20 protein-coding genes and 1 pseudogene are annotated in these 13005 nt (G+C 55.2%); 17 read left to right on the top strand and 4 right to left on the bottom strand.

Annotation, left to right across the window (positions count from 1 at the left end):
• Positions 1 to 89: 89 nt before the first annotated feature.
• From F4V61_RS20285 to F4V61_RS20275, 3 genes are all read right to left on the bottom strand, one after another.
• On the bottom strand, positions 90 to 1361 hold the full coding sequence (locus F4V61_RS20285) for a Y-family DNA polymerase (protein ID WP_079799408.1): 1272 nt from the start codon (positions 1359 to 1361) through the stop codon (positions 90 to 92).
• Complete coding sequence (gene umuD, locus F4V61_RS20280) at positions 1361 to 1783, bottom strand: translesion error-prone DNA polymerase V autoproteolytic subunit (RefSeq protein ID WP_079799407.1); 423 nt, start codon at positions 1781 to 1783, stop codon at positions 1361 to 1363. The genes F4V61_RS20285 and umuD overlap by 1 nt, the downstream gene beginning before the upstream one ends.
• A 179-nt stretch (positions 1784 to 1962) precedes the next feature.
• Positions 1963 to 2634, bottom strand: a complete 672-nt coding sequence (locus F4V61_RS20275) for an SOS response-associated peptidase family protein (protein WP_079799406.1) — start codon at positions 2632 to 2634, stop codon at positions 1963 to 1965.
• A gap of 347 nt (positions 2635 to 2981) precedes the next feature.
• Between F4V61_RS20275 and F4V61_RS20270 the strand changes: the two genes are divergently transcribed.
• From F4V61_RS20270 to F4V61_RS20235, 8 genes are all read left to right on the top strand, one after another.
• The gene (locus F4V61_RS20270) at positions 2982 to 3659 is read left to right on the top strand and encodes a DNA methylase (protein WP_079799405.1); all 678 of its coding nucleotides are present in this window, start codon (positions 2982 to 2984) and stop codon (positions 3657 to 3659) included.
• Complete coding sequence (locus F4V61_RS20265) at positions 3659 to 3880, top strand: hypothetical protein (RefSeq protein WP_079799404.1); 222 nt, start codon at positions 3659 to 3661, stop codon at positions 3878 to 3880. Before F4V61_RS20270 ends, F4V61_RS20265 begins: the two co-directional genes overlap by 1 nt.
• Positions 3881 to 3890: 10 nt before the next feature.
• Positions 3891 to 4310, top strand: a complete 420-nt coding sequence (locus F4V61_RS20260; RefSeq protein WP_079799403.1) for a DUF1380 family protein — start codon at positions 3891 to 3893, stop codon at positions 4308 to 4310.
• Between the two features lie 54 nt (positions 4311 to 4364).
• Positions 4365 to 5144 carry a hypothetical protein gene (locus F4V61_RS20255; protein ID WP_080160895.1) on the top strand — a complete coding sequence of 260 codons (780 nt, stop codon included), beginning with the start codon at positions 4365 to 4367 and terminating at the stop codon, positions 5142 to 5144.
• A gap of 406 nt (positions 5145 to 5550) precedes the next feature.
• Positions 5551 to 6057 carry an antirestriction protein ArdA gene (locus tag F4V61_RS20250; protein ID WP_080160896.1) on the top strand — a complete coding sequence of 169 codons (507 nt, stop codon included), beginning with the start codon at positions 5551 to 5553 and terminating at the stop codon, positions 6055 to 6057.
• Between the two features lie 42 nt (positions 6058 to 6099).
• Complete coding sequence (locus tag F4V61_RS20245) at positions 6100 to 6291, top strand: hypothetical protein (protein ID WP_079799400.1); 192 nt, start codon at positions 6100 to 6102, stop codon at positions 6289 to 6291.
• A 192-nt stretch (positions 6292 to 6483) separates the two neighbouring features.
• A complete protein-coding gene (locus F4V61_RS20240; protein WP_170243781.1) occupies positions 6484 to 6738 on the top strand; it encodes a DNA polymerase III subunit theta in 255 nt (84 codons plus the stop codon).
• 34 nt (positions 6739 to 6772) lie between these two features.
• A complete protein-coding gene (locus F4V61_RS20235) occupies positions 6773 to 7090 on the top strand; it encodes a hypothetical protein (RefSeq protein ID WP_079799398.1) in 318 nt (105 codons plus the stop codon).
• A 117-nt stretch (positions 7091 to 7207) separates the two neighbouring features.
• On the opposite strand, the pseudogene F4V61_RS22700 reads toward F4V61_RS20235, so the two are convergent.
• Positions 7208 to 7424 (bottom strand): annotated as a pseudogene (locus F4V61_RS22700) (hypothetical protein); the annotation flags it as partial.
• A 335-nt stretch (positions 7425 to 7759) separates the two neighbouring features.
• Between F4V61_RS22700 and ssb the strand changes: the two are divergent.
• The 9 genes from ssb to F4V61_RS20185 all read left to right on the top strand — a co-directional run bounded on the left by ssb (position 7760) and on the right by F4V61_RS20185 (position 12979).
• Positions 7760 to 8296, top strand: a complete 537-nt coding sequence (ssb, locus tag F4V61_RS20225; RefSeq protein WP_079799397.1) for a single-stranded DNA-binding protein — start codon at positions 7760 to 7762, stop codon at positions 8294 to 8296.
• A 51-nt stretch (positions 8297 to 8347) separates the two neighbouring features.
• On the top strand, positions 8348 to 8590 hold the full coding sequence (locus F4V61_RS20220; protein ID WP_079799396.1) for a DUF905 domain-containing protein: 243 nt from the start codon (positions 8348 to 8350) through the stop codon (positions 8588 to 8590).
• A 69-nt stretch (positions 8591 to 8659) separates the two neighbouring features.
• A complete protein-coding gene (locus F4V61_RS20215; protein ID WP_079799395.1) occupies positions 8660 to 10657 on the top strand; it encodes a ParB/RepB/Spo0J family partition protein in 1998 nt (665 codons plus the stop codon).
• A 40-nt stretch (positions 10658 to 10697) separates the two neighbouring features.
• Positions 10698 to 11132 (top strand): conjugation system SOS inhibitor PsiB, encoded by a 435-nt coding sequence (psiB, locus tag F4V61_RS20210; protein WP_080160937.1) that lies wholly within the window; start codon positions 10698 to 10700, stop codon positions 11130 to 11132.
• Positions 11129 to 11857, top strand: a complete 729-nt coding sequence (locus F4V61_RS20205; RefSeq protein WP_079799394.1) for a plasmid SOS inhibition protein A — start codon at positions 11129 to 11131, stop codon at positions 11855 to 11857. The genes psiB and F4V61_RS20205 overlap by 4 nt, the downstream gene beginning before the upstream one ends.
• Positions 11857 to 12090 (top strand): hypothetical protein, encoded by a 234-nt coding sequence (locus tag F4V61_RS20200; RefSeq protein WP_001245587.1) that lies wholly within the window; start codon positions 11857 to 11859, stop codon positions 12088 to 12090. Before F4V61_RS20205 ends, F4V61_RS20200 begins: the two co-directional genes overlap by 1 nt.
• Complete coding sequence (locus F4V61_RS20195; protein WP_000582564.1) at positions 12087 to 12392, top strand: hypothetical protein; 306 nt, start codon at positions 12087 to 12089, stop codon at positions 12390 to 12392. Before F4V61_RS20200 ends, F4V61_RS20195 begins: the two co-directional genes overlap by 4 nt.
• A gap of 9 nt (positions 12393 to 12401) precedes the next feature.
• Complete coding sequence (locus F4V61_RS20190) at positions 12402 to 12605, top strand: hypothetical protein (protein ID WP_080160897.1); 204 nt, start codon at positions 12402 to 12404, stop codon at positions 12603 to 12605.
• The gene (locus F4V61_RS20185; protein WP_080160898.1) at positions 12605 to 12979 is read left to right on the top strand and encodes a hypothetical protein; all 375 of its coding nucleotides are present in this window, start codon (positions 12605 to 12607) and stop codon (positions 12977 to 12979) included. The genes F4V61_RS20190 and F4V61_RS20185 overlap by 1 nt, the downstream gene beginning before the upstream one ends.
• Positions 12980 to 13005: the final 26 nt, after the last annotated feature.

Below are 13005 nucleotides of genomic sequence, written 5' to 3'. Positions count from 1 at the left end.
TTTTTGAAGTCTATTATATTGATTATAAAGATTTTTTTAAAATTCTTTCATAGTGAAATCACCACGAATTTTCTTGTGTTTTTGCTTCGTCATAGTTTGGCTACTGGCAATTCAGACCAGCGAGTCGTATAGGCTGGTGAAAGCATTTCTCGTTTCATTTGCCACTCAGGAGCAATGCCTCGCCCCGCAAACCACACTTTCCCCATACCAGAATGGTTAATACCGTCCACGACTTTCATCAGCTGATTACTGTTGCTTCGGGGCTGAGTATCATCGAACAGATTCAGCTGTGAAACACCGGTAGGAGTGAAATCATTGAGCATGCAACCTGCTTTTGCATATCGATGGCCATTCACCCAGATCCGATCCAGCGCTTTCACCGCTGCGGCTATGATGTCCCGGGTATCCTGCGTGGGAGTCATCAGCTTTTCACTGGCCACATTCCCGTAATACGGTTCGTTTACAGCGAACGGTGACGTCTTCACAAAAACGGCAATATACCTGCAGAACTGACGCTCGCCGCGCAGCTTTTCAGCTGCACGCTCAGCATACTGACAGACTGCCTGCCGCATGGCTTCATATGTCGTGACACGCTCCCCAAAGGAGCGGCTGCAGACAATCTGCTGTTTCGGCGGAGGCGCTTCTTCCAGCGAAATACAGCTTTCTCCGTTGAGTTCTCGGACGGTTCTCTCCAGCACAACGTTGAAATTTTTCCTGATAAATACAGGGTTCGCACGCGCCAGCTGCAGTGCCGTAGTGATGCTCATCGAATTAAGCGTCTTTGAGATCCTGCGACCTACTCCCCAGATTTCTTCCACTGGCTGCAGTGAGAGCAGTTTCTCCGTTCGCTTCGGATTATGTGACGTCAGGGCAAGCACCCCACCGAACTGTGGCCAATCTTTCGACGCCCATTGCGCGCTTTTAGCCAGTGTTTTGGTCGGCCCCATCCCGACGCCGATTGTCAGCCCGGTACCGGAGCGCACGTGCTCGCGCAGTTGCCGGCCGAAGTCCTCAAAATTAATGCAGCGGTCTATGCCGCGAATGTCCAGAAACATCTCGTCGATGCTGTACTGCTCCACGCGCGGCGCCAGCTCCTCGAGATGAGACATAACTCTGTTCGACATAGACGCATAGAGCTCGTAATTGCTCGAGAACGTGATGACCGGCTCCGGGAATTGTGCCGTCTTCAGCTGGAACCAGGGGACGCCCATTTTAATACCCAGCCGTTTCGCTTCGGCACTGCGCGCGATGACGCAACCATCGTTGTTACTGAGAACCACAACAGGCCTGTTACGCAGGTCAGGACGAAACACCTTTTCACCGCTCGCATAGAAAGAATTCACATCAGCGAGCGCAAACATCAGTTAGTACCCCGCGTTTTATGTATGAATGCCATCACCACGCCGAATATCTGCAGTTCCTCCGGGTAGAGGGTAGGGTAGGCGGGATTCATCGGCAGCAGGGCTATTCGGGGTTTAAGCTGCAGGCGTTTAACGGTGAACTCGCCATCTGTTTCCGCGATAACAATATCCCCCTGCATGGGTTTTTCAGCTTTGTCGACAACCATTAAATCGCCGGAGTGCAGGCCCATATCTTTCATCAAGTCGCCAATGGCCCGGACAAAATAGGTCGCGCTGGGGCGACGGATACAGTAGGCATTCAGATCCAGTTCGTCTTCGGTATAGTCTGCGGCCGGTGACGGAAAACCTGCCGGACAGCGCTCTGTGAAAAGTGGTGCGGTTGACAGTGCTGGCTCAGATGCGGGAGTGACAAAAAGGATCATGGCATACCTCTTAAAATACCTGTTTTTATATACAGTAGTATTTAAGATATTTCCCGTCCTGCAAGGAGAATTTTACCTGCTCCTGCCAGGTCATTGTTCTGGCGGATAAAACAGGCTGTGGGTTATCCACAGAAACAGTGCATAACCCTGTGAGTGGATACCGGGTATCTCATCGTCTGTTAAGCCAGCGGCTCAATAAGTTCCCGGTCCTGGTTCCGGGGATTGCCAACAGCCCGGCTGACGGGGTGCCATGTGAAATTTTCGGCGGAAAGACTGCCCTCACGGGCAATGTCTTCTGCCTCTTTACCGGTTGTGTTTTCGCTGAGCCATTTACGTGCGGCAGCCGGTGAGTACACGAGCGGTCGCCGATCGTGTATGTCCAATAGTCCCTCATCCGCAGCTGCCGTGACGATCAGGAATCCTTCCTGGTCATTGCCGTTCTCAAAAGGTGGTTTCCCGATGGCTGCGAGCAGGAGTGGATTTCCGTCCTTGCGGTAAATGAAAAACGGCTGTTTCACGCCGTTTTGCTGTTTCCACTCAAACCAGCCGTCAGCAAAAACAATGGCACGTCCGTGCTCCCAGAGTGGCCTGAACATCCGGCTGCCGGCCGCAGTTTCACTTCTGGCGTTGATGAGAGCGGGCTTGTTCCACCACTCCGGCGCATAACCCCAGTGAACAGGATCAAGATGCAGCTGCGAGCGGCGTTCACTCAGCAGTAATACCCGGGTTCCGGGCGCAACGTTGTAGCGGCCGACGGGCTCCGGATCATACGGGATGTCCCGTTCTGCTTCTTCTCCGAGAAAGGCCAGGTACTCCTCGCGAGAGTTGTACTGCGTAAACCGACCGCACATTATCGTTTCTCCGGTGTAGATTTCGCATGCGAAATCTGTGTTTTCTTCAGTTCAGAACATAGGCCGTTTTTCAGGTTCCTGCCATCGTGTTGCCGCCGTGCCGCTACTTTAGCGGGGCCGCTTCGAATGCAAGGGTTCGCTCTGCCGGTGTCCTCACCCGGTCGCAGTTAATTTCAAAGGCATTACCCGCTGTCTTACCGTCGTTTTCCGTCTCAATTTTCGCCGTCAAACCGTCCAGCCAGTGTCTGCTTTTTCACTGCGCTGCGGCTTGCGGCACCGCCCCTGCATGCCCGGCTGTCGTATCGGCACGGCGTAACTGGCGCCGCATTTGAGAAAGGAGAACTACCATGTCCCGATTTATCCAGGGTAATTGCGTCCATATCATGTCCGGCTTTCCGGATAATGCTGTCGATTTCATTCTGACCGACCCGCTATATCTCGTCGGTTTTCGTGACCGTCAGGGGCGCTCAATTGCAGGAGACGTCACCGACGAATGGCTCCAGCCTGCCAGTAATGAAATGTACCGCGTGCTAAAAAAAGACGCGCTGATGGTGAGTTTCTACGGCTGGAACCGCGTCGATCGTTTTATGGCTGCCTGGAAAAATGCGGGATTCAGCGTTGTCGGCCACCTGGTGTTTACCAAAACCTACACATCGAAGTCTGCCTGGGTGGGCTACCGCCATGAGTGTGCTTACCTGCTGGCAAAAGGCCGTCCGCCCCTGCCGCAAAACCCGCTGCCGGACGTGCTGGGCTGGAAATACAGCGGCAACCGGCACCACCCGACCGAAAAACCCGTAACCAGCCTGCAACCGCTGATTGAGTCCTTCACACATCCCGGCGCGATTGTGCTCGACCCCTTTGCCGGCAGCGGCTCCACCTGCGTGGCCGCGCTCCAGGCTGGCCGTCGCTACATCGGTATTGAACTGCTGGAGAAGTATCACCGGACCGGACAGAAACGTCTGGCCGCCGTCCGGCGCGCCATGCAGTACCCGGCCGCTAACGACGAGTTCCCGGAGGCCGCGTAATGAACTATGCAGGACACGAAAAACTCCGCGCAGAAGTGGCGGAAGTCGCCAGCAACATGTGTGACCTGCGGGCGACTCTGAACGGGATGGGGCACCGCTATCGCTTTGATTCCGATGTGCTGGTCGAACGCCTGACCTGTCAGACCCTTTTTCGCATCAATGCCCTGTTTATGGCGGCGTACAACGAAATTCTTGAGCTGGATGCCTGCTTTAAGGACTAAGGAGAAAAACATGTACGGAACCTGTGAAACCCTCTGCCGGTTGTTGCGTGAGCAGTATCCCGCAGAAACCCCGCTGAACCTGATTATCTGGTCCCCGGCGGATATCGAAGCGCTGGCCGACGGAATGGAACATGCCGTTTCGGAACAGGAGACAAGGGCGGTACTGGCGCGTATGGACGCCATACCGGAAGAACAACAGCTTGAGTCGGGCGTGTCTGCCAGTGCGGTGATGGATCTGATTGAACAGGTGAAAGAGGCCGCGCCGGGAGTGGTGGTGCCGGTGGAACTGCTTGAAACCCTGCTGACTACTGCCGAACAGGCGTTATGGCACAGGGAATGGAGCGCCCGTGACAGCAATTATCCGGTGCCAGAAAGCGTTACCCGTCGCCTGGCTGATGCGGCGAAAGTTCGCGCGTTACTGAAAAAATGAAATCTGCACGCCGCCCGGGCGGCGTGTACTGAACCCGTTCAGAAGGAACCCATTATGCAGGAAACCACCACGTTAAACGCCCTTGTGATGCGCCGTGCGCGCGATTTGATTGCTTATTATGGATGGCCTGACCATACCGATGTTGATCAGCGTGATCCGGTCAATAAACCGGGATGGATAAGTATTTATGTCCGTCTGGATGCGGCAAATATTGTTCATCTGCTTCCTTTGCTTTGTACCGGTGAAGTACCCGCAGAGCTGCAAAGTGCCATGTCAAAGCTAGCCGGGACGCCAGCGCAGATTATTTTATCCGGCAGCCGCTATGCCGACGCGCCGCAGCTTCCGGAGGAAGGAACACAGATAGCTTTCCCCTGGGCCGGGGAATGGCTGACAGAGCCGGAGATTCAGGCGGTAACGGATTGCCTGTCCCGCGCCGTGCGGGATGTCTCCCGGCAGGTATGGGAGGATGCGCGCCGGATAAAGGCGGCGCTGACCACGCGCGGGGAAACGCTGTTTTATCGCCAGACCCGAAATTTCCGTCTGGTTGTGAAGGAAAATGATATGCCCTGCTGGCTGGACGATGATGACAATTTGCCGGTGGTGCTCGATGCCATCCTGAACAAAGGGGCACGCTACAGCAGCGTTGAGTTCTTCGTTATCAGCGACAAAGTTGATCAAATCCTGGCATGTGGCCAGATGTGCGATGTGCTGCGTATTCCGGGCGAGCCTCCGCGCCGGTGGATGGATTTAACCCTGTTACACGAGGTCATGGCAGAAGCGCGTGCAGAAATCAGTTTTGTCCGCAATGCCCTGTCAGCAATCCGGCCAGTGTAGCGAACAGCAGGGGGCGGCGGCCCCCTGAATCAACATCGAAGGATAAGGATGTCGCCGGCTCCGCTTTTACGGCTCTTCCTCCACGTTGTTCCGGCTTCGCGGTGAGTAACGCCCCGTGCGTCCTGCGGCAAACGCCGTGCCTCTACTATAGCCGGGCCGCGGCTGATGCAAGGGAAGCGTAAACGCCGTCACCTTCACCCGGTCGCAGTTTATTTAAAAGGCATTATCCGTCGTCTTCCCGTCGTTTTCCGGCTCATTTTTCGCCGTCAAACCGTCCAACCTGCTCCTGCTTTTTTACTGCGCTGCGGCTTCGGTGACGCCCTTGCATCCTCCGCTTTTCGCCCGGCTGTCGTGTCGGCACGGCGTAAGCCGGAACTCAGACGACATCGACTATGGAGGATTTTTTATGAGCACTACGACCACCACACCGGCTGTTTACGTGGGCACCTACCATAAATACAACTGCGGCAGCATTTTCGGCAAATGGTTTGATCTGACGGAGTTTGACGGCAGGGAGGATTTTTACGAGGCCTGTCAGGCACTGCATGCCGATGAATGGGATGCCGAGTTTATGTTCCAGGACTGGGAAGGTATCCCGTCGCAGTTCGTCTCTGAAAGCTCCATTGACTGGGATTTTATCGCCGCTTACAAACGCGCCGAAGAAGAGAGCAGGGAAGCCGCTTTTATCGCCTGGGCGGAGTATACCGGCGAGTGTGACTATGACATGTTTGATGATGCGTACCGCGGCGAGGCGGAAAGCGAGGAGGACTATGCGCGGGAGATGGTTGAGGACAACGGCCTGTTAAATGAGGTGCCGGAGCCGTTGCGCAGCTATTTCGATTTTGAAGCCTGGGCGTGTGACCTGTTCAGCAGCGGCTATGTGTTCCATGACGGTTATGTCTTCAGCAACTGATTTATGTCCGGCGGGGAAACCCGCCGGACAGGGAGAAAACGTATGAAACTTGCACCACAAAGCTGTGAGATCCTGCGACAGTACAAAGCCCTGATTAATGCCCGCCGACGTGATGCCGGTCAGCGGGAACTGACCACCGCGCAAGTGATGGATGAAATTTGTTACTACATGACGTGTCAGTGTGCCGTGTACATCGGCGGTCATTTCATCTTACAGGGCGGTAAAGGGCAGTAAGTATGATGGCAGGCGTCCGGCCCGGAGGGCGCCTGTCAGCCCGCGCGAAAACCCGGGCAGGCTGCGCCTGCCGGAGAGAAACTTCGCCGCGCCTCCGGCGCCGCGCACTTTCCTCTCCGTTGTCAGTCGCAGTTGACCGGGAATGTGCGTATTATCAGGGATAACGTCCTGTAAAGCAGATCGGTGATGCATATGTCGAAGTGGAATATCGCTTCTTTCTCAAAAGACGAGCAGGACAGAGTATCGGTCGATAAAGCGGCCGCTGCTGTTGCCTGGCAGGAACGGATGAACAAGCCCGTGGTGCCGGAGCTGGCTGAACGGGAGCAGCCTGAACATCTTCGCCAGTATTTCCGTGAACGGCTTGAAGTTCATCGGCAGAACAGTCAGCAGCTGCCGCGCGCAAATGCGCCCGAATATAATAAACCCGGTGATGAGCAGCAGAAGTGATTCTTATAGTCAGTGTGTCCAGGGAGGAAAATCTGTGCGTATGTCTCTGATGTTTGCAGCCGTTACTCTTTTAACCGGTATTAACCTGTTGTTTATTCCGTTTCAGCCTGTACCGGCTCTGTGGGGGGGAATCCTGGCCGTTGCTTTTATACTGATTAATGTCGTGGCGGATAAATTGCGTCTCTGGAGTGGCGTTGCATGGATTATCGTTGCCGGCATCATCATAACGTTGATGCTAAAGGGGAAGGAGCCGGGTGACGAATTAAGAGTGCTGATCACCGTTTTTGCTTTCCTGGCTTCAGCCTGGTACAGCGTTGTGCAGTACAGAAAAGAAAAGCATTTTCGCTCCTGATGTTCCCGGCTGGAATTAAGCCGGATAATTGTCAGCCATCTCTTAAGCCGCATGTAATCCATTCTTATCCTCCCATTTTCTGTTTTCTGCCCGTTCCCGGTTTCACTGCGGGCGTCCGGGCGGGCTGTCGTGAACGGAGCCGGTAAACCGTCTCCGCCCTTCGGGCTTCCATCCCATGACGCAACACCAGGGCTTGCAGCCTCCGTTCCGGAGGCGCCGCCTCTGTCGCGCCGTCACCTGCGCTCCCTGCACCCCGGCAAACTGACGCCGGGCTGTAAGGCGCAACGCCGTTTCGCGCCCGCGCTTTCCGTCGTTGCGGCGGTTTCCTGCTCATTTCTTGCCTGGTTTTTTTTCACCCTTTTGAGTCCTTTCGCCGGGGCTGAGACAACCACAACCCGCCTGGCTGTCCAGGGACGGCGAAGCCTTTCGCGATAAATTTTTTCCGGCCATTCCGCAGGCTTCATTAGACCGTAAAAAATTGACCGCTCACCCCGGACACCTGCACCGGGCCGTGGCCGTTTACGCCCTTGCGGCGAACGGCTCTCAAACGGGTGAAGGTAACAACCAGCGGGCGCGTTCAGCAGGTCCCCGCAAAACGTCAAAACCGCGGCCCCGGCAACTCAACGGGTGATGGTTTTTAAAAGAAAAACAAACGGAAGGAGATTCATCATGACAGTACGCGGCATCAACAAAGTCATCATCGTGGGTAATCTGGGCCAGGAACCGGAAGTCCGTTATATGCCCAATGGCGGCGCGGTCGCCAATCTCAACCTCGCCACCTCGGAGTCCTGGCGCGATAAACAGACCGGAGAGATGCGCGAAAACACCGAATGGCATCGCGTGGTGCTGTTCGGCAAGCTCGCGGAAGTGGCCAGCGAGTATCTGCGCAAGGGCGCTCAGGTGTATGTCGAAGGGCAGTTACGTACCCGCAACTGGCAGGACGACAGCGGCGTAACGCGCTATGTCACTGAAATCGTTGTCGGACAGAACGGCACTATGCAGATGCTGGGCGGTCGTCGTGACGGCGGTCAGCCACAGAACACTGCTCCGCAGCAACCCGCACAACCGCAGAGTCCTGCCGCTTCCCCTGAAAAATCCCCGAAAAAAGGCGGCAGAAAAGGCCGTCAGACTACAGCGCCGTCTCAGCAAGCGCCTCAGCCGTTACCGGACGATTGTCCGCCGATGGATGATGTCGCCCCGTACTGAAACCATGATGAAAACGCCCCGCAACCTGCGGGGCAGGGAAAGGAGAGATACATGACCAGCAACGTTATACCGCCCCTTCAGTCACTGCCTGATGGCACATTCACCCGCGAACAGGCTGAAGCGGTCGCAGCGCAGTATCAGAATGTAGCGATTGAAGACGATCAGGGAACGCACTTTCGCCTGGTGGTTCGTAAGAACGGCGAAATGATCTGGCGGGTATGGAATTTTGAGCCGGGTGGTGAGTACCTGATGAACCGTTATATCCAGGACTACGGCATCCGTAAACAGCAGTAAAAAGGTGCCCTGCCGGAGCAGCAACTCCGCAGGGCCGGACAATCATCAATATCCAGTGAGGTATCAACTATGTCAGTAACCGAGTCTAAAGCAAAAACCACCGCGAAAACCAGCAAAAAAGCAGTCAAACCTGCCGAAGCCGCAGCCCTTAAGGCGGCGCTTGAGGCCGCTCAGATAGAAATGGTGCCGTTGTCGGCGCTCGTCAAATCCCCGCTGAACGTCCGTACCATCCCGTATCCGGTGGAGAGCGTACGCGACCTGGCTGACACCATTCTTGCTATCGGCCTGATCCAGAATCTTGTGGTCCACTCGTTGCCGGGTGGCCTGTCAGGCGTGGCGGCAGGTGGTCGTCGTCTCGCAGCCCTGCAACTGTTGCTGAGTGAAAAGCGCATCGATGCCGGGTATATGGTCATCGTCAAGCGCGTCAGCGACGAACTGGCGGTGGTGGCCTCGATGGTGGAGAACAACCAGCGAGTGGCAATGCATCCGGCAGAGCAGATCAGCGGGTTCCGCACGTTGTCTGAGCAGGGGAAGACTCCGGCGCAGATTGGTGACCAGCTGGGGTATAGCTCGCGTCACGTCCAGCGGATGCTGAAACTGGCGAACCTTGCCCCGGAACTTATCGCCCTGCTGGCAGAGAACAAGCTCGACGTGGAGCAGTGTCAGGCGCTGAGTCTGGAGAACGATCCCGTGCGTCAGGTAGATATTTACCAGCGCGTGAAGGCGCAGCACAGCTATGCCCCTGCGCACATGCTTAAACGCGCTGTCACTGATACCGAAATCAGCGTGAACCACTCCCGCTTCGTGTTTATCGGGCGTGAGATGTATGAGTCTGCAGGTGGCGTGGTACGTGAGGATTTGTTCAGCGCCCAGGAGGGTGACGGTACTGCAGACGGTGTGCTGGTCGAGCGACTGGTGCAGGAGAAGCTGGAGTCCGCCGCACTGGCAATCGAACTGCAGGAAGGGTGGTCATGGTCACTGGCCCGGGAGGGAGCGGTCAGAAACTACGGTGACGACCGCGAACATTATCTGCTGTTACCAGAGCCGGAAGCACAGTACACCACTGACGAACAGCAGCGTCTTGATGAACTGTACGCCACTCAGGAGGCCACGGAAACGTTTGAAGATGAAGCCGCGATTCAGGTGCTGATTGACGAAATTGAAAATGCGGCATCGATCCGGGCGTGGACACTGGAGCAGAAATCAGCCTGTGGCGTGGTGGTCAGCCTGTATGACGGTGAGCTTTGTGTCCAGCGAGGGGTGCAGAAGAAGCCTCAGAACGAGACGAAAGAAGGGCAGGGAGAGAATGGCAGTAGCGGCTCCCTCCATGTGGTCAGCAGCAAGCCGGATGTGACGGAGGGGATCAGCGCCCCGCTGCTCAAAAAGATGTCTTCAGAAAGAACGCTGGCAGTACAGGCCGCCCTGGTACAGCAGCCCGAAAAAGCGGTGGCCCTGATGGTATGGCGACTGTGCAGTTGTGTTTTCGATTACTGCAATACCACCCGTCATCCGTTCGTGATGCGTCTTGAGGTGCATCACAGTGGGCTGACCAGCGAAGCGCCGACCGGAAAGAGTGGTCAGGCATGGCTGAGTCTGATGCAGGAGAAAGCCCGTCTGGAGGCGCTGTTGCCGGAGGGCTGGAAGAAGGATTTCACCACCTTCTTTACGCTCGACGGACAGACTTTGATGAGTCTGATGGTGTTCTGCACGGCCTGTTCGGTGGACGGGGTGCAGACCCGGACAATGGGGCATACCACACAGAGCGACCTCGATGGCGTGGAAACGGCGCTTGGGTTCCACCTCCGCGACTGGTGGCAGCCAACGGCAGAAAACTTCCTCGGTCTGCTCAGTAAGAACCAGATTGTGGAGGCGCTGAAAGATGCCGGACTGTCAGGCGCTGCGTCAGATGCCGGGAACATGAAGAAGGGAGATGCCGCCAGCCATGCTGAACAATGGCTCTCCGGTACGTGCTGGGTTCCTGCCTGGATGCGGTCACCTGATGCGCAACCTGACGTCGCTGAGGGTGAGGCGACAGACTCTGATGACCATACGGCACACGCAGCCTGATAACGGAAACGCCGCCCTCCGGGGCGGCGATAAGGAGACCATTATGCGAAACATTATTACTCCCGACGTACTGAAAACCATGATCCCCCAGGAATTTGAAGACTGGCGCGAAGCGGGTGAAGATTTGCGCCGCGAACTGACCCATGCAGTCATGCGCGATCTGACCTGCCCGGCTGACTGGGACATGAATGGTGAATACCGGAGTGAGTTCGGTGGCTTTTTTCCGGTACAGGTTCGCTTCACGCCGTCACACGGCAACTTCCATATCGCCGTATGCAGTCCCGGCGACATCACCCCGTCATGGATGGTGGTGTTCATTCCTGCCAGCGGTCGCCCGTTTTCTGTTATCAGCACCCTGCCTACCTGGTCGCCGGAGGTTATTTCTCACACACTCAGTCTGACAGCGCGCCTCGATGCCGATGGCTACAGTCAGGCCGGCATTATCAGTGTTCTGGCGATGGAGGGTGCACAATGATCCCGGCGAATTTGTCACTGATACCCCTGAGTCATGAGCGTCGTGCTGCAATGCAGGCCATCGCGGAGGTGGAGAAGAAATATGAGCGTGGCGTTCATATTGCTGAGTTTGCCTACGCCCACGCCTTCTTCCGCATCCTGAACGGCAGCAAACGTGTCACCGTAAAAGATATCGGCTGGTTTTCTCCGGGGATGACAGCACAGAACCTGCGGGGGAAAAAGCAGGACTGGCTGGCAGCGATTGATCGGCTGATTGAAAGCCGTGGCGCATGTTGCTGGTTACCCCTGTCGGTGTCGGACGGCTGGCGACTGTTCCCGGAAACGAAGTTTCAGACGTCAGAGCGTCGTCGCAGGCAAAATGAACTGAGCGCTGAAAAATACACCCGCCAGCGCCGGAAAGAGGCGTGCCAGCGGGAATCCGCGTACCAGGCGCTTGCGGGACAGGCGGAAATAGACCTGGCTTTTCATACCCCGGAAACTGTCAGCAGCTGGAGCGCACGTTGGTCGGGTACTGAACTGCGCCAGTACGATCTTGAGGACATGTTCTGGCGCTGGAGCGAGCGTTTTCCGTCACTTGAGCCAATGGAGCGCTGGATGATGGCGAACCAGCCTTTCTGGAGTGTGATGGTCGAATCTGATGCCCTCGCAAAAGAAAGCCCGGAATCTGTCCGGCAACTGGAGCGCTGGATGGTACCCAACAAGCTGATGCATCAGGAGGCAAGCTGATGAGAAACAATCCCTGCAAAACAGAGCTTAAGGTTGCCCGAAGCCAGCGTAACCGGCTACGTACCATTGAGAAAAAACTGACTGAAATGTCCAGTGAGTGGGACGGACTCAGCGGCTGGCTGGAGACAGAAAGCGACCGGCTGGCCAGAGAGGTCGGTCAGCATCTGCAGGCACTGGAAGAACAACTTCAGGAATGGGCTGACGGGAGTGGCTACCGGGAGGATGACGAATGATTATTGACGAAAAAAGACTTTTTTTCATGGCCTTGCTTAAGGGAAGTGTTCGTCTGGTTGCCATATTAGCCTTGCTGATAGTGATAATCACGCCAATAGGTATGGTTTATGAATATTTTGATTTTTATCCACAAATTTTGAATGAATTTGAATATCATGATTATCCGGAAAACTATTTCATACGATGCTTCCTGACTGGATTCATGAGCCTGCCTTTATTAATGGGCATCTGTATTGCAACGTTTGTGTTTTTTCATCTCCTCGGTTTTATAGTTTTACTGCTCGGAGGCTACTATGACTAAAAAAATGAGGTGGTTGAACTACTGGAGCATGAGCTTCGCTGGTATTACCGGGCACCGGTAATGATTGCTGTTGCAGGCATCATTTTAGCCATTATTGCACTGATTAAAGGTGACCATTTTTACCTTATCACGGGCGGAATTATCTTCCTGGCTGGCCTGGGAGTGCAGTGGATTCTTGGATTCAACCATTTCATATGGATGCGGAAAAAATAATGAGATACTGGATACTGGTTATTCTGCTAAACGGTTTATTTGCACTGGTCATGCACTTTGCCGCGCCGGAAATGTTCGGAAGTACTGAGTATTATGTCGGCGCTGGGATCTGCGCTCTGATAGCGATGGTTATCACCTGGCGCGATCCTCCTGGGATGCTGGACAACGTGCTCTTGTTTCTCTTTAAGTGGGGAATTGTGGCTTCTGGACTGGCGTTTTTTATCTGGGGTATCGGATACAAGCTGGAATTCTGGGGGGAGCATAACCCCGATGTAGTTTTCAGCAGCGCGTTCGATACCATCTTGCCGAATCTGGCTGTGCTGAGCGGTGTTCTGCTTCTGGTCAGTGGCTGGGTGTACTGGAGGCTAAGGTAACAAACAATACGCCAGCGTGAGGGCAG

This window comes from Salmonella enterica subsp. arizonae (genome assembly GCF_008692845.1).
GTDB classification, from domain to species: domain Bacteria; phylum Pseudomonadota; class Gammaproteobacteria; order Enterobacterales; family Enterobacteriaceae; genus Salmonella; species Salmonella arizonae.
This window is presented reverse-complemented; position numbering and strand designations above follow the sequence as displayed.